This is a genomic window from Caulobacter henricii (genome assembly GCF_001414055.1).
GTDB classification, from domain to species: domain Bacteria; phylum Pseudomonadota; class Alphaproteobacteria; order Caulobacterales; family Caulobacteraceae; genus Caulobacter; species Caulobacter henricii.
In genome coordinates, this window is sequence record NZ_CP013002.1 from 2,927,649 (window position 1) to 2,949,213 (window position 21,565).

The 21,565-nt window shown below is 65.2% G+C and carries 15 protein-coding genes; 6 read left to right on the forward strand and 9 right to left on the reverse strand.

Annotation, left to right across the window (positions count from 1 at the left end; genetic code table 11):
- Nucleotides 1–7: 7 nt before the first annotated feature.
- From fliG to AQ619_RS19390, 6 genes are all read right to left on the reverse strand, one after another.
- Nucleotides 8–1,030: a flagellar motor switch protein FliG gene (gene fliG, locus AQ619_RS13725; protein WP_062148708.1), complete on the reverse strand. Its 1,023-nt coding sequence runs from the start codon at nucleotides 1,028–1,030 to the stop codon at nucleotides 8–10.
- Complete coding sequence (gene fliF / locus AQ619_RS13730; RefSeq protein ID WP_062148712.1) at nucleotides 1,030–2,685, reverse strand: flagellar basal-body MS-ring/collar protein FliF; 1,656 nt, start codon at nucleotides 2,683–2,685, stop codon at nucleotides 1,030–1,032. Before fliF ends, fliG begins: the two co-directional genes overlap by 1 nt.
- Before the next feature lie 247 nt (nucleotides 2,686–2,932).
- On the reverse strand, nucleotides 2,933–3,214 hold the full coding sequence (gene sciP / locus AQ619_RS13735; protein WP_062148715.1) for a CtrA inhibitor SciP: 282 nt from the start codon (nucleotides 3,212–3,214) through the stop codon (nucleotides 2,933–2,935).
- A 169-nt stretch (nucleotides 3,215–3,383) separates the two neighbouring features.
- The gene (gene flgE / locus AQ619_RS13740) at nucleotides 3,384–5,060 is read right to left on the reverse strand and encodes a flagellar hook protein FlgE (protein WP_062148718.1); all 1,677 of its coding nucleotides are present in this window, start codon (nucleotides 5,058–5,060) and stop codon (nucleotides 3,384–3,386) included.
- Between the two features lie 129 nt (nucleotides 5,061–5,189).
- Entirely contained in the window at nucleotides 5,190–5,873 is a 684-nt protein-coding gene (locus tag AQ619_RS13745; protein WP_062148721.1) for a flagellar hook assembly protein FlgD, read from the reverse strand.
- Nucleotides 5,874–5,887: 14 nt separating this feature from the next.
- Nucleotides 5,888–7,594, reverse strand: a complete 1,707-nt coding sequence (locus AQ619_RS19390; protein ID WP_084746035.1) for a flagellar hook-length control protein FliK — start codon at nucleotides 7,592–7,594, stop codon at nucleotides 5,888–5,890.
- A gap of 404 nt (nucleotides 7,595–7,998) precedes the next feature.
- On the opposite strand from AQ619_RS19390, the gene flgK reads away from it, so the two are divergent.
- Genes flgK through mnmA form a run of 3 tightly spaced genes read left to right on the forward strand, consistent with a single transcriptional unit; the run spans nucleotide 7,999 to nucleotide 12,274 of the window.
- Nucleotides 7,999–10,107 carry a flagellar hook-associated protein FlgK gene (gene flgK / locus AQ619_RS13755; protein ID WP_062148726.1) on the forward strand — a complete coding sequence of 703 codons (2,109 nt, stop codon included), beginning with the start codon at nucleotides 7,999–8,001 and terminating at the stop codon, nucleotides 10,105–10,107.
- 9 nt (nucleotides 10,108–10,116) lie between these two features.
- The gene (locus tag AQ619_RS13760; protein WP_062148728.1) at nucleotides 10,117–11,037 is read left to right on the forward strand and encodes a flagellin; all 921 of its coding nucleotides are present in this window, start codon (nucleotides 10,117–10,119) and stop codon (nucleotides 11,035–11,037) included.
- 34 nt (nucleotides 11,038–11,071) lie between these two features.
- On the forward strand, nucleotides 11,072–12,274 hold the full coding sequence (gene mnmA, locus AQ619_RS13765; protein WP_062148731.1) for a tRNA 2-thiouridine(34) synthase MnmA: 1,203 nt from the start codon (nucleotides 11,072–11,074) through the stop codon (nucleotides 12,272–12,274).
- Here mnmA and AQ619_RS13770 read toward each other — a convergent pair.
- Nucleotides 12,271–12,738, reverse strand: a complete 468-nt coding sequence (locus tag AQ619_RS13770) for an Lrp/AsnC ligand binding domain-containing protein (protein ID WP_062148734.1) — start codon at nucleotides 12,736–12,738, stop codon at nucleotides 12,271–12,273. The two genes, mnmA and AQ619_RS13770, sit on opposite strands and share 4 nt — an antisense overlap.
- 456 nt (nucleotides 12,739–13,194) lie before the next feature.
- Here AQ619_RS13770 and putA point away from each other — a divergent pair, with 456 nt between their 5' ends.
- From putA to AQ619_RS13785, 3 genes are all read left to right on the forward strand, one after another.
- Nucleotides 13,195–16,284, forward strand: coding sequence for a bifunctional proline dehydrogenase/L-glutamate gamma-semialdehyde dehydrogenase PutA (gene putA, locus AQ619_RS13775; protein ID WP_062148737.1), 3,090 nt, complete (start codon nucleotides 13,195–13,197; stop codon nucleotides 16,282–16,284).
- Between the two features lie 92 nt (nucleotides 16,285–16,376).
- The gene (locus AQ619_RS13780) at nucleotides 16,377–17,762 is read left to right on the forward strand and encodes a glycoside hydrolase 5 family protein (protein WP_236849477.1); all 1,386 of its coding nucleotides are present in this window, start codon (nucleotides 16,377–16,379) and stop codon (nucleotides 17,760–17,762) included.
- Nucleotides 17,763–17,834: 72 nt separating this feature from the next.
- A complete protein-coding gene (locus AQ619_RS13785) occupies nucleotides 17,835–19,457 on the forward strand; it encodes a carboxylesterase/lipase family protein (RefSeq protein WP_062148740.1) in 1,623 nt (540 codons plus the stop codon).
- 106 nt (nucleotides 19,458–19,563) lie between these two features.
- On the opposite strand, the gene AQ619_RS13790 is transcribed toward AQ619_RS13785, so the two are convergent.
- Both AQ619_RS13790 and carA read right to left on the reverse strand, forming a co-directional pair.
- Nucleotides 19,564–19,977 (reverse strand): globin family protein, encoded by a 414-nt coding sequence (locus tag AQ619_RS13790; RefSeq protein WP_062148743.1) that lies wholly within the window; start codon nucleotides 19,975–19,977, stop codon nucleotides 19,564–19,566.
- A 148-nt stretch (nucleotides 19,978–20,125) separates the two neighbouring features.
- Nucleotides 20,126–21,310: a glutamine-hydrolyzing carbamoyl-phosphate synthase small subunit gene (gene carA, locus AQ619_RS13795; RefSeq protein ID WP_062148746.1), complete on the reverse strand. Its 1,185-nt coding sequence runs from the start codon at nucleotides 21,308–21,310 to the stop codon at nucleotides 20,126–20,128.
- Between the last annotated feature and the right edge of the window lie 255 nt (nucleotides 21,311–21,565).

The following is a 21,565-nucleotide window of genomic DNA, read 5'->3' on the forward strand; positions in this document are numbered from 1 at the left end:
ATCCGCCTCAGTAAATCAGCTCGTCGTCGCTGCCCGAACCGGCCAGCATGATTTCGCCCTTGGCAGCCAGGTCCTTGGCGACCTGGACCATGGCGACCTGGGCCTGGTCGACGTCCTTTAGACGCACCGGACCCATGCTCTCCATGTCCTCGCGCATGATCTTGGCGGCGCGTTCCGACATGTTGGAGAAGAACATCTCGCGCAGCTTGTCCGAGGCCCCCTTCAGGGCCAGGGCCAGTTGCTCCTTGCTGGTGGCGCGCAGCAGGGTCTGGACGCCACCCGGATCGAGCTTGGACAGGTCCTCGAACACGAACATCAGGGCCCGGATGCGCTCGGCCGCTTCGCGGTTGCGCTCTTCTAGGGCGGCGATGAAACGCGCCTCGGTCTGACGGTCGAAGTTGTTGAAGATCTCCGCCATCATCTCGTGGCTGTCGCGCTTGGACGTGCGCGCCAGGTTCGACATGAATTCGTTGCGCAGGGTCTGTTCGATCTTGTCGAGGATCTCGCGCTGCACAGGCTCCATGCGCAGCATGCGGGTGACGCATTCGAGGGCGAAATCTTCAGGCAGCGACGCCAGCACGCGAGCGGCGTGGTCGGACTTTACCTTGGACAGCACCACGGCCACGGTCTGGGGGTATTCGTTCTTCAAATAGTTGGCGAGCACCGCCTCGTTCACATTGCCCAGCTTGTCCCACATGGTGCGACCCGCCGGACCGCGGATTTCCTCCATCAGGGCATCCACCTTTTCAGGTGGCATGAAGGATTGCAGCAGGCGCTGGGTCTGTTCGTAGGAGCCCATGATCGCGCCGGTCGAGCTCATGCCCGACACGAACTCGACCAGCAGTTCTTCCACCACGGTGGCCGAAACCGTGCCGAGGCCGGCCATGGCCTGGGAGACTTCCTTGATCTCCTCGTCGTCAAGGGCCTCCCAGATGCGGGTGTGATCTTCACCCAGCGACAGCAGCACGATCGCGGCCTTTTCCGGGCCGGCGAGCTTGCTCACGTCATTGATGGACGCCTTCATCGCCATCAGTTCGACTCGTGCAGCCAGGTGCGCAGGATGGCCACCGACTCGTCAGGATGCTTGTCGACGAATTCGGAGACCCGCTTGATCGAGGACGCCTTCACCTGGCCCTCGATCTTGGCGATGTCGATGCGCTGATCGATGTCGGCACCCATGGGACCGGCGATGGCGATCGGCTCGCCGGCCTGGTCGATGATCACTTCCTGGGTCGAGCCGTCGGAAAGGGTGACCATTCGGGTGACCTGGGGCGCGCTCATGACGACCTGAGTGTTGGCACCCGGGGAGGCCATGCTGTTCAGGAAGGGTCGGACCGCAAACAGCAGGATCATGATGGCGACGATGCCCAGGACCGCCAGCTCGGCGATGCGCATGATGTCGTTCTTGCCGAAGCTCGCCAGCAGGCCGGCCTTGTCCAGGGCCTGATCCTCGGGTTGCGGGAAGCGGATATTGGTGACCTTGACCTGGTCGCCGCGGGCGGCGTCGAAGCCGATCGCCGTCTTGACCAGATCCTCCAGCTGGGCGCGCTCCTCCTCGGTCCGCGGCGTATAGGCACCGGGCTTGCCGTCCTTGCCTGCGGGCGCGGTGACGCCGTCAATCGCCACAGCCACGGCCAGCTTCTTGATAGTGCCAGGCTCGGTAACCTCAGTGCGGACCGACTTGGAGATCTCGTAGTTGGTGACGCTCTCGTTATTGCCCGAACGCGACCCAAGCTGCTGGAAACCATTGGCTCCGCCGCCGCCCGGAATGTTCTGGGCCGCAGTGGTGCCACCGTTCTCGTCGCCCTTCGTTTCCTGGCTGTTGGCCTCGTTGGTGCTCTCCGAACGGATCACCTGGCCCTCGGGATCGAACTTTTCTTCCTGGACGGTCACCCTGTTCAGGTCGAGTTCGGCGGTGACATTGACGCGGGCCTTGCCCGGACCGAGAACGCCTTCGATCATGTCCTTGACGGTCTTGGCGATGCGGGCCTCGACCTCGGACTTCCGATCCTGCGCCATCTGACCCGCCAGGCTCTCATCGCTGGCCGCTGTCAGGGTCTTGCCGTGCTGGTCGATGACATTGACCTTCTCAGGCTTCATGCCCGCGACAGAGCCGGCGACCAGATTCTGCACAGCCCGCACCATGTCGGCCGAAGGCTCACGGCCACCCGTCCCAATGGTCACGGCGGCTGAGGGCTGCTCGGCATCCTCCTCGAAGAGCTGGCGCTTGGGCAGGACCAGGTGCACGCGCACCGAATTGACGCCCTGCCATTCCTTGATGGTGCGCTCCAGCTCGCCCTGAAGAGCGCGCTGACGGTTCAGCTGCTGGACGAAATCGGTCTGGCCCAGGGCATTGTTGCTGTCGAAGATTTCATAGCCAATCGAGCCGGAGGTCACGAGGCCCTTGCCGGCGACCAGCAGGCGGGCCGAGGCCACCTTGTCGCGGGCCACCATAATGGTCGATCCGTCGCCCTTGGTTTCATACTTCACGCCGGCTTGGTCCAGGGCCTGGGTGACTTCCGACGCTTCCTTGAGGTCGAGGTTGGAATAGAGGAGCTCGGTCGGCTCCTTGCCCATGAACATGACCAGGGCGACGAGAATGGCCACGACACCGGCGCCCACGCCGATCAGAGCGGCGAGACGGCCGACGCCGAACCTCTGTATCGCGCTCAGAAAGCTATCCACTCAGGCCAATCCCCCAGAAAGCCACCCCGACGGGGGACAATGGCGTTGGTGGCCCTGAAGCCGCCGTCGCTAGGCAGGATTTACCCAGTCCAAGGTAAACGAGGCGTTTACATCTGAGCGCTCTTCCGGGATGCCCGGGTGCCAAAACGTCGCGGCCGCGCCCCGGGAGGGGCGCGGCCGCTGAACGTATCAAGCTGGCCCTCCAACCGTTAAGGGTCGGAAAAGCCATATCATTCAGGCCCGCCGGCTAGCGGTACTGCTGAAGCCGGGTGGTCCGCAGACCCGCCAGGCCGTGTTTGTCGATCGATTGCTGCCAATTGAGAAATTCCTCATTGGTCAACTTGTACCGATCGCACGCTTCATCAAGCGAGAGCAGGCCACCGCGAACGGCGGCGACTACCTCGGCTTTCCGCCGGATCACCCAACGCTGGGTTTCCGGAGGCGGCAAGTCGGAGAGAGTCAGAGGCGCGCCGGTCGGACCGATCACGTACTTCTCACCCCGGCTGTTCGTGCGCTGCTGCTGCAACATGGCTTTACGCCTTTCCCACAACCATCACTGTTGAAGGTCACTATAGGCGCCAGCCAATAACAGCGGCTTAATTCCAATAGTAAAGAAATGCCTAAACACCAGGCTTCTCCGTAAAGTCTTTAGTGTGCCGATGTGGAACACGGCCATTAAAGCAAGTTAATACCTATAATTATCGCTTAATGCTCAAGAGCTCCTCGAGCATCTGGTCAGCTGTAGTGATGATCTTCGACGAAGCGGAGTAGGCTCGCTGGGTCGTAATCAGTCCGGTGAACTCAGTGGACAGATCGACGGTCGAGGCTTCCAGTGTCGAAGGGGCGATTTGACCAGCACCGCCCTGGTTCGGGGTCTTCAGGCTGTAGGTGCCGCTTTCGTTGGTCACCCGATAAGCATTGCCGTTGACGCCCTTCAGACCGTTGGGATTGGAGAAGGTGGCGATGGCGACCTGGGCGATCCGGCGCGTGACGCCGTTGTCGAAGATCGCCGAAACATAACCGTCCTCGTCGACCTCTATATTGGTCAGGTTGCCGAAGGCCGTACCGTTGGTGTTGACCGACTGCACCACCGACTGGCTGTTGAACTGGGTCAGGCCGCCGGCGGCGTTGGCCAGATCGATCTGCAGGGTTTGGCTGTCGATGCCCAGGGCGTCCGACCAGCGCGGCGCAGCGGTGACGACTGCGGTGTCAGATGCACCGATGGTGATCGAGGTCGGGTTGGTGCCGTTGAACAGCGTGCCGACCGTGGCCAGCTTGCCGTCCGTCGTGAAGGTGATGCGACCCGAGCTGATCTGACCATTGGGGACATTATCCAGGTCACCCGGCTTGGTGCGCAGTTCAGCATACCATTCGTTGGGGGTATTGCTCTTGAGCAGGGAGAGAATGAGGGTCCGCTGACCGCCCTTGGAATCGGAAACCGGGACCTGAATTTCGAAGTCCGGCTTCACGCCCGTCGTGGCGTCCAGGGCGTAGGCAGACATTGAGTTGGTTGCGGCGTTGTAGAGATTGCCCGAAACAAGGTCCGCATCGGTGGCCAGGCCCAGGGAGGCGGCCGTCACGGTGGGCGTGCCTGCACCGGTGCCGCTGACGTCGATCGGTAGGGTGGCCAAGATGCCGGTGCCGGCCGTCATCGCGCCGGCGGCATAGGTCGCCGTGCCGGTACCGACTACAACGCCCGCCTTCTTGATCTCGACATCATAGACACCGGCCGTGGCTGTCGGTGAATAGGCGACGGCATAGCTGTTGGTGGCGGCGGCGGAGTCCGTGACGGTGGGCTTGGTAATGCTGAACTTGGACTGAGCCGACAGGGGCTGTTCCGAGCGCAGATTGGCGTTGATGGCCGCGCGCGTGGTCTTCTCCGCCGTACCGCCGACCGAGCCCACATTGATCGACGACAGTTGGGTGAGGTCCGACGGATCGGGAGTGATGTCGCCCGTCACCGGGTCGGCCAGCCAGCCCTGCAGATAGAGACCCGCATCGTTCTTGAGATAACCCAGGTTATCGAGCTGGAACGATCCTGCGCGGGTAAAGGAACGGGTATCCGTTGCGGTCAGGTCTTCCGGCTTTTCGGTCGCGACGAAAAAGCCGGAACCTGAGATCGACAGATCGAGGTTTGAAGTCGAAGACTGGGTCAGACCCTGCTGGCTGATGAACTGGTGGGTCAGGGCCTTCACGCCGCCGGCGCTATAGGTCGAGTTCTTGCTCTGGGCCGTGACCAGGGTCGAGAAATTGGCAGTGCTGCGCTTGTAGCCAACCGTGTTGACGTTGGCGATGTTGTCCGAGATCGCGGCCAGAGCGGACGAGTTGGCGATGAGGCCCGAGACGCCCGAAAGCATGGCGCTGTTGATGCTCATGACGAAGTTCCTGCGTTGACTGTCAAATGACTGAAGGGTTCAGCGCGGTTTGCGTTTGGGCCCAGCGGAAGGCATTTCCGGGGTGAGCCGCGTCGGCGTCATTCTGACGCCCGGTGCATGGGATGGGGGTTAGGCCGCCTTGGCCGGGGGGTTGGTGACGCCAATCACGGAATCGACCGGATATTTCGACCCGCCGATGGTCACCATGTTGACGCCGCTCTCATTGGTGATGGCGGTAACGATGCCGTCGATGCGCCCCTTGGACGTGGTGGGAATCTTGCTGCCGTCGCCATCGAGGGCGGTGATCTTCAGGCTATAGGTTCCGCCGGCGGGCTGGGCCGTGCCGTCTGTGCTTCGGCCGTCCCATTCAAGCGTGTGACTGCCCTTGGACATATCCTCGGGCAGCAGGGTGCGGACGGTCTTGCCGAACTTGTCGACGATCTCGATCTTTACGCCGGTGGCGCTGCGGCTCTGATTGTAGGACCAGGTCGCCGCGCCATCCTTCAGGACGGCCTTGTCGGTCTCAACCGTCACCTGCTTGTCCATCATCGTGACGGCCTGGGACATGCCGCCTTCGTTCATGCCCACCAGAGCGGCCAGCAGGTCATTGGTGACGAGCTGCTGCTCGACGCCGGTCATCTGGACGATCTGGCCGGTAAAGGCATTGGAATCCATCGGCGACAACGGATCCTGGTTCTTCATCTGGGTGGTCAGCAGCTTGAGGAAGGTCTCCTTGCTGCTGGCCAGGGTGTTGCGCGAATTGTTGATCTTATCGAGCGTCGCGTTGGAGCCCGTAACTGCGGCAGTCGCCATGGCGGGGTCTCTCTCTAAATTCTGATGTCCAGACCGCTGTCAGGCGTCACACGGAGCCCGGGGAGCAGATCTGAAACGGATGCAAGGGGAGCGTCGTCGTTCTGGGCGGCCTGGAAGGCCTTGCCGGACCAGGCCCGGCGGCCGTCTTCACCGCCGTTGAAGCTGAAGAAGGCGTTCTGGCCCGACTGACCGCCCTGGCTCGAGACATCGAAGCGCAAGGCGTTGTCGGCGATGGTGAAGCCCGCCTGCGAGAGCGCCTGACGCAGCTCATGGGCCTTGCCGCGAAGTTCGGCGGCGGCCTGAACGGTGTCGAAGGCCATGGAGGCGGTCAGGGCACCGTGGCGGCCGATCTCGATGCGGACATCGACCTTGCCCAGGCCCTCGGGGGTAAGAGCCACGTCGAACCGGGTGGTCCGGGCGTCGAGCTTCTTGAGAATTTCAGCGGACAGCTGAGCCACTGTCTCGGGCGAACCACGGGTCTCGGCACGCTGGGCCGGTGCCGCGGCAGCAGCACTGCCCGTCGACGTCGTCGAGGTCGGGGCCAGGATCGGCGCCTCAGGCGTCGCAGCGGCGTCATTGGCAGCTGTGCCGACGACCTCGGCAGCAAGATCGCCCTGGCTGCTATTCTGACCTGTCCCGCCCTGATCGGAACCGTCTTGATCCGTAGGGGCACCGGCCTCTACGCCGGCGATCATGACGGGTTCTAGCTGTTCATGCCCCCCTGGCATGGCGTCATTCGGGCCCAACGCTGCCGTCGCGACCTTGATCGCGGGTTCGGCTGCGGATTGGGCGACGACAGGCGCGGAGTCTGCAGCTGTTGCGGTGGCGAGCTCGACGGCTGATGTGGCCTCGAGGGGCGCGGAGTCGATGTCGGCCACGGCGGCGATGACGACGGGCTCGGCCTCAAGCGTCACATCAATCTGAGCCGCCGGAACCGCCACTGCGCCCTGGGCGGACGGTGTAGCGGGGTTCGGCTTAGGCGTCGTCGGTGCCGCAAGTGCTGCGACATCGACCCCGGCATCACTCGCCGCTATCGGCGCGTCCAGCAAAGCCTCTTCGGGAATCTCGATCGCGGCCGTCGCAGTGGAGTCTGGCGCGGGAGCTTCGACCTCTGCGACAGGCAAGGCCGTAGCGGCCAGATTCAGGGTCGGCGCGCCAACCGAAACCGGCCCGACCTGGGCTGCGGCATCCGGGGCGGTATCGGAGGCCAGGACTGGAGTCTGGGTGAGGGCTGCGACAGTCTCAATACCGACTTGAGGTTCAGCGCCTTCGGCCAGGGCCAACACCAGGGACACCTGAAGCGGCGCGACCACTCCGAGGTCGGGCGGGGTTTCAGCAGCAAAGGTTTGCTCGGCGGGCGGGACCATTGCCGCGACCAGCATGGCCGCAGCCTGGGCTGCGGCATCAGCCAGGGCGGCTTCATCCGAGCTCTTGCTCCCGGCCTCGTCTCCGTCCTCGTCTGGGGCGGCGGTCCTGACCTCTTCAACACTGGCCGCCACACCTTCGGGCCGGTCAACTGTATCCCTGCGTTCAGCCCGGTCCGCGGATCGGTCTTCCGGCTTGCTCGCAGCACGATGCGGGGCCGGCTTGGCCGAGATCGGATCGTTGGTTGCCGTCACCACGGCCAGCAGCGCGTCGAAGCCCTGGTCCATAACCAGAGCACCAGCGCCCGGCCCGGGACTGGGTGTTGGTAGAGCGGCGTTGGCGGCGATCACGGTCATTCGTGGCCTCGGTCCGATGCGATCGGCGGTTCATGACGAACACGCCTGTATCCGAAACCCCTTCAGCAACCGTCGGGCCAAGTGGTCATATAACCACTATCTTATTGAATTTATTGTCTTTAATTCCTTGTTTACGACTTCAATTTGTCGGCCTGCGGCGCTTTTTGCCGAGTCGAATGCGGTTGTGAGGGGCGTGGCTTGCCGCGTCGCCCGGTCGCGCCCCCACTTGGCATCCTCCTTGCGCAACACCTCCTGCCGAACATCCGGCGCTTGGAACAAAACGCCATGAATTTCAGTGGCTTGGCATATATCGAGGGCTATGACCCCTCCCCCGCCCGGCAGTTTTCGCCGGGCAAGGGCGCGTCGCGAGGTTCGCGGATTGCCGGGCTGTCCGGAGTCTTCGCATGTCTTTGAACTCGGTCATGAACACGGCGAGTTCCGGGATGATGGCAGCCCAGACGGGTCTGCGCGTCGTCTCGGACAATATCGCCAACGTCAACACCGCAGGCTATGTCCGCAAGACGATCAGCCAGTCGAACCAGATTTCGAACGGCATGGGCGTCGGCGTCAGCATCGATGCCATCAAGCGCGCTTCAGACCGCTTCCTGCAATCGGCAAGCCTGAACGCTGTTTCGGACTCCGGCCGCGCCTCGGCCCTGGCCAGCTCCCTGAACACAGCCCAGAACCTGTTTGGCGATCCCAGCGGCGACAATAGTTACTTCGGCACGCTGGACGCAGTTTTCGCGTCCTTCTCAAAGGCTTCGGACGACCCGTCCTCGAGCCTGCTGCGGACCCAGGCCCTGACGCGGGTCGATGATTTCCTCGGCGAGTCGAGCCGGATCACGGCCGCCCTGTCCAACCTGGGCAAGGACGCTGATAACCGGATCGTCTCCGACATCGAGCGCGTCAACGACCTGCTCAAGCAGATCAATACCCTCAATACCGACATCACCCGCGCCAAGGTGGCCGGGGCTGACGGGACGGGCTCCGAGAACGTGCAGAGCGGCCTGATCGACGAGCTGGCCCGCATGATCAACATCCAGGTCAGCCAGCGCCCCAATGGCGGCGTCATGGTGCGTTCGACCGAAGGCCTCAGCCTGGCCGGCGACGGCGTGGCGGTGATCTCCTATCAGAAGTCCAGCACGGCGACGGGCTTCCTGCAGTGCATCCAGGCCAATGGCGGCGACATTCCGGTGGCGCTCAACATTTCCAGCGGCGAATTGAAGGGCTTGCTGGACCTGCGCAACACCGAACTGCCCGGCCTGTCCGACCAGCTCGGAGAGTTCGTCACCCGCGCCTCCGAGGAACTGAACCGCGCCTCAAACGCCTCCTCGTCGGTGCCGGCACCGTCATCCCTGACAGGTCGCAATACCGGCCTGGACGAGGCTACGGCCCTTGATCACTTCACCGGCAAGACCACCATCGCCCTGACCAGTTCCAGCGGCGTGATCCAGCGCGAGATCGAGATCGACTTCGATCTGGGCACGATGACCGTCAATGGCGCAGCGGGCCCCAGCTTCACCAATACGAACTTCATCACCCAGCTGAATACCGCCCTGGGCGGCCAGGGTACGGCCTCGTTCGGCAACGGGGCCCTCAGCCTCAGTGCGACGGGCAGTAATGGCGTGGTGGTCGCCGATGACCCGACCACGCCCTCCAGCAAGATCGGCAAGGGCTTCAGCCACTATTTCGGCCTCAATGACATCGTCCAGACCAAGGGCTTCTCGCCCTATGAGACCGGTCTGACCGCCAGCGATCCGCACGGCTACACGGCCGGCGATGTCATTACCCTGCGTCTGACGGACACCGAGGGCGGTCGCATTCGCGACGTCAACATCACGGTTCCGGCTGGCACCACGATGCAGGACCTGATGGACACCCTGAACGTCCGCAATGGCGGCGTCGGCCTTTATGGAACCTTCGCCCTCGATGCCAAGGGCGCGATGAATTTCACATCCTATCCGGGCTCGACCGTTACCCTGTCCGTCGCGTCGGATGACACTGAGCGGGGCATGGGCGGCCCCTCGATCACCCAGCTGTTTGGCGTCGGCCCCACCGAACGCGGCACACGGGGCGAGCGCTTCATTGTCAATCCCACCATGGACCAGGATCCTGCTCGCATTCCCTTCGCCAAGCTCAACCTTTCGGCTGCCGCTGGCGTGATTGCCCTGGCCGTCGGCGATGGACGCGGTGCCATGGCCCTGGCCAAGGCCGGCGACACGACCGCCGACTTCGCCGCCGTGGGCGGGGCCTCGGCGATCAAGACCAGCCTTTTGCGCTATGCCGCAGACTTCAGTGGTTCGATTGCCCGCAAAGCTGCCGCCGCCGAAAGCCGCAAGGACGCCGCCGAAGCGGTGGCCATCGAGGTCGGCACCCAGCGCAAGTCGGAAGAGGGGGTCAATCTCGACGAGGAGCTGATCAACCTCACCACCTATCAGCAGGCGTTCAACGCCTCCGCCCGCCTGATCCAGGCAACCAAGGACATGTACGATGTCCTGACCAATATGATCTGAGGCTGACCGATGACCCGCGTCTCAACCGGCTCCAACTACAGCGTCATGACCAGCAACCTGATGCGCGCCCAGTTGCGCCAGAACGTGCTGGGCGAACAGGTCGCCAGCCAGAAGGTCGCCAATGACCTGAAGGGCTATGCCAAGAACGCCGAGGTCCTGACCGCCATGCGCAGTGCCCAGGCCAAGATCGACGGCCTGATCGATCAGACCAAGCTGGTCGCCAACCGCCTGGACATGCAGGACACCGGCATCGGCCAGGTGGCCGACGGGATTCAGAAGGGGCGTGCCGCGATCGAGAATGCCATGGCCGCCGGCGGCGCGACCTTGATGCAGCAACTGGAAGCGGCGTTCAGCAGTGTCACCCAGGGCGTGAACACCAAGTCCAATGGCCGCTATGTCTTCGCCGGTGCCCTGACCGATACGCCTCCGACCACGGCCGGATCGCTGTCTGATCTGACCGCCGCAGCGTCGACGGCCGATCTCTTCAAGAACGACGACTATATCGCCACCAACCGCATCGACCAGCAAACCACCGTCAAGACGGGTGTGCTGGGCGACGACCTGGGGACCAAGGCCTTCGACGCCTTCAAACAGGTTCAGGCCTATGTCGAAGCCAATGGGGCGTTCAGCAGCCCACTCACCAGCGCGCAGCACACCTTCCTGCAGGGCATGGTGGCCACCTTCAAGGACGCCCATTCCGACGCGCTGGGCATCCAGGGCAAGAACGGTCTGGTGCAGAAACGCTTCGAGAACGCCGGTGTCGAGCTGAAGGATCAGGCCGACACCCTGACCGGCATGGTCGGTGGCATCGTCGATGTCGACATGGCCGAGGCCGTCACCCGCCTCGAGGCCGCCCAGATGGCTGTCCAGGCCGCCGCCCAGGTGTTCTCCAGCCTGCAGGCTTCTTCCCTGCTCAATGTGCTGAAATAGGGCCAACCTCGCAAAACGGCCGTCGAGGCGCTATATGGCCGCGATGGACGCCAACCTTTCAGCTCATGACCTCTCCGATCGCGCCGTCGCGACGGCCCGCGACGCGGTAGGCCTTCCCGCCGGCGCGCGCGTGGTTGTGGCCATGTCGGGCGGAGTCGACTCCACGGTAACCGCCGCCCTGCTCGCCCGCGCCGGCTATGACGTGGTCGGCGTTACCTTGCAGCTCTATGACCATGGCGCAGCCATCGCCAAGAAGGGCGCCTGCTGCGCGGGCCAGGACATCATGGACGCCCGCATGGCCGCCGAGCGCATCGGTATCCCGCACTATGTCCTCGACTATGAGAGCCGCTTCAAGGAACAGGTCATCGAAGAGTTCGCCGACGCCTATCTGCGTGGCGAGACGCCGATCCCCTGCGTGCGCTGCAACCAGACGGTCAAGTTCCGCGATCTGCTGGACGTGGCCCGCGACCTGGGCGCCGAAGCCATGGCGACCGGCCATTATGTCCAGCGCGGCCACCGGGAGGGCTCGAACCGACCGCAACTGCGCCGGGCCGGCGATCCGGCCAAGGACCAGAGCTATTTCCTGTTCGCCACCACCCGCGAGCAGCTGGATTTCCTGCGCTTCCCGCTGGGCGACATGCCCAAGAGCGAGGTGCGTCGCGTCGCCGCCGAACTGGGCCTGGCCATTGCCGACAAGCCGGACAGCCAGGACATCTGCTTTGTGCCCGAAGGCAAATACACCACGGTGATCGACCGCATCCGCCCGCACGGCGCGATCCCGGGCGACATCGTGCACATGGACGGCCGCGTTCTCGGCCGGCACGAGGGCGTCACCCGCTACACCATCGGCCAGCGCCGCGGCCTGAACATCGCCGTCGGTGATCCCCTGTTCGTGGTCCGCATCGACGCCGACAAGCGCCAGGTGATCGTCGGCCCGCGCGAGGCCCTGCTGACAGCCTCGCTGGTGCTCAAGGACGGCAACTGGCTGGGCGTCCAGGATAGCCTCGAAGCCGCCGCCGAAGCCGGCCAGCCCGTGCTGGCCCGGGTCCGCTCGACCCGTGAACCGGTACCGGGCCGTCTGGCCATGGTGGACGGCGACCTGCGTGTTGTGTTCGACACCCACGAAGAGGGCGTCGCCCCGGGTCAGGCCTGCGTGCTCTATGACCCCGCCGATCCGGAGCGGGTGCTGGGCGGCGGGTTCATCGCCAGCACAGTGCGGGTCGAGCTGGCCGCTTAGAGCGGCAACTGCACCGTGCTCTTGACCTCTTCCAGCACGGCATAGGTCCGCGTCTCGCGCACGCCGGGCATCTTGACCAGGATGTCGCCCAGGAAGCCGCGATAGGCCTCCATGTCGCGCACCCGGGCCTTGATCAGATAGTCAAAGCCGCCGGCCACCATGTGGCATTCCAGGATCTCGGGCGCGCGGCGAACGGCGGCGGCGAAATCGTCAAAGACCTCGCCGGTCGTACGCTCCAGCATCACCTCGACGAAGATCAGCAGGGCACGGTCGACCTTGGCCGGATCGAGAAGGGCAGCATAGCCGGTGATGAAACCGCGCTCGCGCAGGCGGCGCACGCGGTCGAAGGTGGCCGCTGGCGAAAGATGGCACTGCTTGGCCAGCTCGGCATTGGTGATGCGGCCATCGGCCTGCAGAACCTTCAACAGGCGGCGATCGGTGTCATCAAGAGCGGAACTGGCCATTTGCACCTTTTCTCGAAGATTGTTCGTAGAATTGTCACATAAAGCAAAGCACATTCAGAAAACATGCGGCTATACCACACACCGTCCTAGCCGGTTCCGCACCGCCGTTTCTCCAGAAGGCGCCCGGAGCCCCCGAAGACCCTGTCTCCGCCTGATTGGGGACACCAGTGGCACCTTTCCCCCAGGGTGCCGCCGAGAGCGGAAGGGACGCGCGTCTCCCCCCCCAGTCGCGTCCCTTCCCACCTCTCCCCTTCCCAACGCCCCCTGCCAGGGTCAGTCTGCCGACAGGCCCTGCACCGTCACGCCGCCACGCCGCCAGGCATCAAGTCTGGAGTAAAACTGTCATTAGGTGCTGTTGAAGTGAAGCTTCTACGGCTTCAATTCCCCACAAACGAAGCACATTCGCTTCAGGCCTACATATACCGTTGATCATCATTCCACCCGAAGGGTAAGCGCATGACCGACTGGGACAGCCTCGACAACGGCAAGTACCGCGGCGAAGCCGCCGTGATCAGCGATCTTCTGGCCGCCGCGCCAATGACCAGCGAGGATCGCGCCGTCGTCCGGGCCGAGGCCGAGGCTCTGGTCAGGGGTGCGCGCCGCAGCGTTCGCAAGCAGGGTGTGGTCGAAAGCTTCCTGCAGGAGTTCAGCCTCGGCACCCGCGAAGGCCTGGCCCTGATGTGTCTGGCCGAAGCCCTGCTGCGCACGCCTGACGACGATACCCGCGACAAGCTGATCGCTGAAAAGATCGGCTCGGCCGACTGGGCCTCGCATCTCGGTGGCAGCGACAGCCTGTTCGTCAATGCCTCGACCTGGGGCCTGATGCTGACCGGCAAGATTGTCGAGCCCGACGACCAGGCCCAGAAGGACCTGCCCGGTTTCATCAAGAAGATCGCCGGCCGCCTGGGCGAGCCCGTCATCCGTGCCGCCGTCGGCCAGGCCATCCGCATCATGGGCGAGCAGTTCGTGCTCGGACGCACCATCGAGGCGGCCATCAAGCGCGCCGCCGGCGACGGCGACATCTGCAGCTTCGACATGCTGGGCGAAGGCGCCCGCACCGCCGCCGACGCCGCCCGCTATGAGCAGTCCTATGCCGACGCCATCGAGACGGTCGGCAGGCTGTCCAACAATGCCGGTCCTGAGGCCGGTCACGGCGTGTCGGTCAAGCTGTCGGCGCTCTGCCCGCGCTATGAGGCCACCCAAGAGGCCCGGGTCTGGGACGAGCTCTATCCGCGCGTTCTGCGCCTGGCCCTGATCGCCGCCCGCTACAACATCAACTTCACCATCGACGCCGAAGAAGCCGACAGGCTGGCCCTGTCGCTGAAGCTCCTGGACCGCCTGTGCCGCGAGCCGGACCTGGGCCCATGGACCGGTCTGGGCCTCGCCGTTCAGGCCTATCAGAAGCGGTGCCCCGAGGTGATCGCCCGTCTGTCGGCCCTCTCGCAGGACACCGGCCGCCGCCTGATGGTCCGCCTCGTGAAGGGCGCCTACTGGGACAGCGAGATCAAGCGCGCCCAGGTCGCCGGCCGCCCGGACTATCCGGTCTATTCGACCAAGCCGGCAACCGACCTGTCCTATCTGGTCTGCGCCAAGGCCCTGATCGCCGCCGCGCCGCACCTCTATGCCCAGTTCGCAACCCACAACGCCCATACCCTGGCGGCCGTGGTGCGCATGGCCAAGACCGCCGGCGTCAAGATCGAGCATCAGCGCCTGCATGGCATGGGCGAGGCACTCTACAAGGCCGCCGACGACCTCTATGACGGCATCACCCTGCGGGCCTATGCCCCGGTGGGCGGTCACGAAGACCTCTTGCCCTATCTGGTCCGCCGCTTGCTGGAGAACGGGGCCAATACCAGCTTCGTGCATGCCCTGCTCGACGAGCGGGTTCCGGTCGAGAAGGTCGTGGTCGACCCGATCGACGCCGTTGAGGCCCATCCCGACCGCCACGCCAAGATTCCGACCCCGCCCAAGGTCTATGGCGACCGCCGTCAGAACTCTGCCGGGATCGACCTGTCCGTCCTGGCCGAGCGCGCGCGCCTGAGCGCCGCGGTGACGACCCTGGACGCCGCGCCGCTCTCGGCCGGCCCTCTGGTCGGCGGCAAGATGTCGGCCGGCGCAGCACCGCAGCCCGTGATCAGCCCCTCGGACGCCGGTCGTGTCGTCGGCGTGGTCTCGGAAGCCCAGATTCCCCAGATCGACCAGGCCTTCAAGCTGGCCCGCGCCGCGCAACCGGCCTGGGACAAGGCGGGCGGGGCCGCTCGTGCCAAGGTGCTGCGGGCCATGGCCGACGCCCTGGAAGCCAATATCGACCCCCTGATCGCCATCCTGTCGCGCGAAGCCGGCAAGACCCTGAGTGACGGCATTGCCGAGGTCCGCGAGGCCGTGGACTTCTGCCGCTACTATGCGGTGCTGGCCGAGGATCAGTTCGGCGACGGCGAGGTCCTGAAGGGCCCGGTGGGCGAGACCAACGTCCTGCGCCTGGCCGGCCGTGGCGTCTTTGTCTGTATCAGCCCCTGGAACTTCCCCCTGGCCATCTTCACCGGTCAGATCGCGGCTGCCCTGGCCGCGGGCAATGCCGTGCTGGCCAAGCCTGCCGAGCAGACCCCGCTGATCGCCATGGAAGCGGTGAAGCTCTATCACGCTGCGGGCCTCGACCCGCGCCTTCTGGCCCTGTTGCCCGGTCGCGGCGAAACCGTCGGCGCGGTGCTGACCGCCCATGACGAACTGGACGGCGTGGCCTTCACCGGCGGCACCGACACCGCCTGGCGGATCAACCAGACCCTCGCCCAGCGCCAGGGCCCGATCGTACCGTTCATCGCCGAGACCGGCGGCCTCAACGGCATGTTCGTCGACACCACCGCCCAGCGCGAACAGGTCATCGACGACGTCATCGTCTCGGCCTTCGGCAGCGCCGGCCAGCGCTGCTCGGCCCTGCGTCTGCTGTTCCTGCCGCACGACACCGCCGACCACATCATCGACGGCCTCAAGGGGGCCATGGACGCCCTGACCCTGGGCGATCCCGCCCTGGCGACCACCGATGTGGGCCCGGTCATCGATGCCGAGGCCAGGGACGCGCTCGACAAGCACCTGGTGCGCCTGAAGCGCGAGGCCAAGGTCCTGCACGCCCTGAACGCTCCGGCGTCCGGCACCTTCTTCGCCCCGGTCATGGCCGAGATCCCCGCCGCCGACTTCCTCGAGCGCGAAGTTTTCGGCCCCGTCCTGCACGTCGTGCGCTACGCTCCGGAAGACCTGGAACAGGTGGCGGGGGCCCTGGCGGCCCGTCGCTATGGCCTGACCCTGGGCATCCATTCGCGGATCGAGAGCTTTGCAGCGGATGTCCAGCGCCTGGTCCCGGCCGGCAACACCTATGTGAACCGTTCGATGACCGGCGCAGTGGTCGGGGTCCAGCCGTTCGGCGGCGAAGGCCTGTCGGGCACCGGTCCCAAGGCCGGCGGACCCCACGCCCTGCTGCGCTTTGCGGTCGAGCGAGCGGTCAGCATCAACATCACAGCCCAGGGCGGCGACCCGGCGCTGCTGAACCTTTAGGCGCGCCGGCCCGTCCCCGGACGGTTGTTCGCGTCGTTAAGACACGGCATGGTCCTCCGGCGCGCTGGACAGCGTGTGACGGAGGACTTGCCATGACCCTTTCCCGCCGGACCCTGCTGACCGCGCTTGCGGTTGCCCCGGCCTTGGGCGCGGCAACCGCCAAGCCGAACGGCTTCGTCGCCGTCACCGACGGCCGCCTGACCCTCGACGGCCAACCCTATCGCTTCGTGGGCGGCAATCTCTGGTACGGTGCCTGGCTGGGTGCCCCGGCCGCCTATGGCGATCGCGCGCGGCTGCGGCGCGAGCTCGACAAGCTCAAGGCCCTGGGCGTGACCAATCTGCGCGTGCTGGGTTCGGGCGAGCGCTCGCCCGCCAAGGTGGCCCTGGACCCGACCTTCCGCGGCCCTGGCGCAGACTATGACGCCAACCTGCTGAAGGGGCTGGATTTCCTGCTGGCCGAAATGGCCCTGCGCGACATGAAGGCGGTAATCTATCTGAACAATTTCTGGGACTGGTCGGGGGGCATGCCGGCCTATCTGAGATGGACCGAGAACGGCACCTGGTTCCAGCAAGGTGATCCGGCCCATCCCTGGCCCGAATATGCCGACTACGCGGCCCGCTTCTATGGTGACACCCAGGCCAATGCCCTGTTCCGCCACTTCGTGAAGAGCCTGGTCGGACGGGTTAACAGTGTCACCGGCCAGCCCTATCGCAACGATCCGACGATCATGGCCTGGCAACTGGCCAACGAGCCGCGCCCCGGCGGCAGCGAAGGCTTCGGGGTCGCCAATCTGCCGATCTACTACTGCTGGATTCGCGAGACGGCCGCCTTCATCAAGGGTCTGGATCCGCACCATCTGGTCTCGACCGGCAGCGAGGGGAGCATGGGCTGCCTGGAGCGTGAATCCTGTGTGGTCGAAGCCCACAAGCCGGCCGAGATCGACTATGTGACCCTGCATATCTGGCCCAACAACTGGGGCTGGATCGACCCGAAGAACCAGCCTGCCACCTATGAGGCGGGTGAGGCGCGTTGTCGCGACTATGTAAAGCGCCACATCGCCCTGGCGCGGTCACTCAACAAGCCCCTGGTCATCGAGGAGTTCGGTCTGATCCGCGACCAGCGGGCCTTCGCGCCCGACGCGCCGGCCAGGTACAAGGACCGCTTCTATACAACGATCTATGATCTGGCCCTGGCCGACATGAAGGCTGGCGGGCCGGTCTGCGGGACCAACTTCTGGGCCTGGAACGGTGAAGGTCGCGCCCAGCAGGCCGATGCCTGGTTCAAGCACGGCGACAAGAGTTTCGTGGGCGATCCGCCGCAGGAGGAGCAGGGCCTGTACGGAGTGTTTGACGCCGATGTCTCGACCCTGGCGGTGATCCGGCGGCATGCCGAGGCCGTGAACGCCCTGTCGCCCGCCAGGGCCGGTCCGCCGCCCGCGCACCTGCCGACACCGTTCTACCAGGGTGAGCGCGGCTGATTTACTGTCCACCGGTGTCATGGCCTGTGCTACCCCTTGGATCAGGCGTAGCCAGAAGCGCCGGAGGGGACCATGGACCGCCAAACCCGTCTTGACCGTCGTGGCCTGCTGCTCGCGGGCGGCGCGCTGGCCCTGACGCCCGGCGCGGGCCTGGCCGCAGGCGCTCAGCGCTCACCCGTGGTGACGACCACCAACGGCCGGGTACGCGGCGCGCGGGCTGACGGCGTTCACGTCTTCAAGGGCCTGCGCTATGGCGCAGACACCGGTGGCGCGCGACGGTTCATGCCGCCGGTCAAGCCGCAACCCTGGACGGACGTGCAGGAGGCCCTGGCCTATGGCGCGGCGAGCCCCCAGTCCGGCCGTGGCGAAGACGGTGAGACGCTGTCGGAAGACTGCCTGTTTCTCAATGTCTGGACGCCGGCAACCGCAGACCGGAAGCACGGCCTGGCCGATGGCGGCCAGCGACCCGTCATGGTCTATATCCACGGCGGGGCCTACAATACCGGCTCCGGCGGCAGCCCGCTCTATGACGGAACCGCCCTGGCCAGGCGTGGCGACGTGGTGGTGGTCACCGTCAACCACCGCCTGAATGCCTTCGGCTATCTCTATCTGGCGCGTCTGTTCGACGATCCCGGCGTCGCTGACAGCGGCAATGTGGGTCAGCTGGACCTCGTCCTGGCCCTGCAGTGGGTGCGTGACAATATCGCGGCCTTCGGCGGCGATCCGGGTCGGGTCATGCTGTTTGGCCAGTCCGGCGGCGGGGCCAAGGTCGCCACCCTGATGGCCATGCCGGCCGCCGGCGGCCTGTTCCATCGCGCCGCCACCATGAGCGGCCAGCAGGTGACCGCCGCCGGGCCGTTCAATGCCACCCACCGGGCCCAGGCCTTCCTCGACAAGCTGGGGATCAAGGACCTGGCAGCCCTGCGCGCCCTGCCCGCTGAAGCCTTTCTGGCCGGGCTGAAGGCTATCGATCCCGTCGCCGGATCAGGCGGGGTCTATATGGGCCCGGTGCTGGACGAGCGGTCCCTGAGCCGTCACCCGTTCTTCCCTGACGCTGCGCCGCAAAGCCTGAACGTGCCGATGATGTGCGGCAACACCCATGACGAAACCCGCGGCTTCGTCGGCTTTGACCGCAAGATGCTGGACCTGACCTGGGACGAGGTGATCAGCCGCCTGCCCGGCCAGTTCAATGCCCGGATCGACATCGATCCGGCCACCGTGGTGGCGGCCTATCGCAGGCTCTATCCGCACTATTCACCCTCAGACGTCTATTTCGCCGCCTCGACCGCCGGCCGCTCCTGGAAGGCCGCCATTATCCAGGCCGAGGAACGCGCCCGGGCCGGGGCCCCGGCCTATGTCTATCAGGTGGACTGGCGCTCGCCGCGCGACGGCGGGGTCTGGGGCGCGCCCCACACCATCGACATCGCCCTGGTGTTTGGGACCCTGACGGCGAAAGGCTCTCTGGCGGACGCCAGTCCGGAGTCCGTCGCCATGTCCAACCAGATGAGCGATGCCTTCATCGCCTTCGCGCGCACAGGCAATCCCAATGGACCGACAGTCCCGACCTGGGAGCCCTACACCCTGCCCCGCCGCCAGACGATGGTGTTCAACACGCCCTCGGCCCTGGCCGACGACCCGCGCGGCGCGGAACGGGAGCTGTTCAACAAGGTGCCGTTCACCCAGTTCGGAACCTAGGGCCTGTCCGAAATTAAGGACTAACCTCGAATCCTGACAGACTCCGGCTTTTAATCCTGAGCCACATTCGGAAGGTTCAGTCGCCCATACTCAAGCCCCTCGAGGCTTAGGCGGCGACGTCCTCGTCTTCGTCCTCGTCGTCAAAATCCTCGTCAGGGTCGATCGCCAGCGCCGCATCGCGCAGGGATTCGGCCTGGTCCGCGATCTCGGCGATGATCTCGTCGCTGACCCCGACAAGCTCGAGGGCGGCAGCCAGATGGCCAATAATCAGATCGAGTTCATCGTCACCCAGGCCGATTTCCGTCAGCCAGGCCAGGGCGGCACCGACCTCATCATGGCCGTCAGCCCGACCGGCATCCATCGACACCGCCACAAAGGCGCGGCCGCCCGCCGTGATCACCGGACCAAAGACGTCGGCCAGGCGATCATCGGCCTGGGCCCGCTGGAAAAAGTCGTCGAGCGCCGTCCGGGCGACGGTCTCGCCGCCGACGCGCTCATAGGGAGGCAGGGGGAAGGTCATGGGAATCCTCGCCGAAGCTTTGAGTGAACTCGGAACGGAATTCGAGGACGCTAACACGCACCCCGGCGGGGAGCGTGATGGAGCCATGACAGTGTGAAACTGGTTTTGTGACGCTACCCCCGCCGCATCGGGCGGGGGTGCATCGGGACTATTTCGCGGCGTCCATCAGGCCGGCAAAGCGCTCAAACAGATAGAGGCTGTCGGTCGGGCCCGGCGAGGCTTCCGGGTGATGCTGCACCGAGAACACCGGCTTGCCCTCCAGGGCGATGCCGGCATTGGTGCCGTCGAACAGTGACACGTGGGTTTCGGCCACACCGGCCGGCAGGCTGTCGCTGTCGACTGTGAAGCCGTGGTTCATCGAGACGATCTCGACCTTGTTAGTGGTCAGGTCCTTGACCGGGTGGTTGGCCCCGTGATGGCCCTGCTCCATCTTCACGGTCCTGGCCCCCAGGGCCAGGGCCAGCATCTGGTGACCCAGGCAGATGCCGAACACCGGCTTGCCGCTGGCGACCAGCTTCTGGATCTCCGGCACCGCATACTGGCCGGTCGCAGCCGGGTCGCCCGGGCCGTTCGACAGCAGCACGCCATCGGGATTGCGGGCCAGGATGTCCTCGGCCGAGGTATTGGCCGGCACCACCGTGGCGCGGGCCCCGACATGGGCGAGCGACCGCAGGATGTTGCGCTTGACGCCGTAGTCGAGGACCACGACTTCGTACCGGGGCTTGTCGAGCTTGGCGTAGCCTTCCGGCCAGGACCACAGGCCCTCGTCCCAAGTGAAGGTCTGGGTGGTCGAAGCGTCCTTGGCCAGGTCCAGGCCTTCCAGGCCGGACCAGGCCCGGGCCTTGGCGACCAGGGCCTCAAGGTCGAACACGCCGTCAGGCGAATGGGCGATGACGCCGTGCGGCATGCCGGTCTCGCGGATCTTGCGGGTCAGGGCGCGGGTATCGACCCCGGCCAGTCCGACCATGCCGCGACGCTTCATCCAGCCGTCGAAATCGCTGTCGGCGCGCCAGTTGGCAGAATCGGTCGGCACTTCACGGAAGATCGCGCCCCGGGCAGCGGTTTCAGACGCCCCGGACATCTGCTCGAGGTCTTCGGCATTGGTCCCGACATTGCCGACATGGGGAAAGGTGAAGGCCACGATCTGGGCCATGTAGGACGGGTCGGTCAGGATCTCCTGATAGCCGGTCATGGCGGTGTTGAAGCACACCTCACCGACCGCATCGCCGACCGCGCCACAGCCTACGCCTTGCAGGATCGTGCCATCGGCCAGGGCCAGAATACCAGTGACGCCCTTAAGCAGGACCGGAGGGGGGAGAAGGTCTTTGGACATCTCGGAAAGCGCCTCCAGAACGCAGGGCCCCTGAACAGGACCGGTCATTGTCGCAAAAAGCCGGGCCGGGGTTAACCCCCACCCGCCGCGCAAACGGCGGCGTGTCTAGGAGGTGTGAAGTGGGGGGTCAACCCCTTGGATCGCGGGAGTCCTGCCGCACCGCCACATTCCCGTGATCTGTGAAAGCCCGCCCTCGCCGGATGAGGGCTCAATCCCTTATGCTGCCAGCCTTGCGACATCCGGGCGATGGAGATT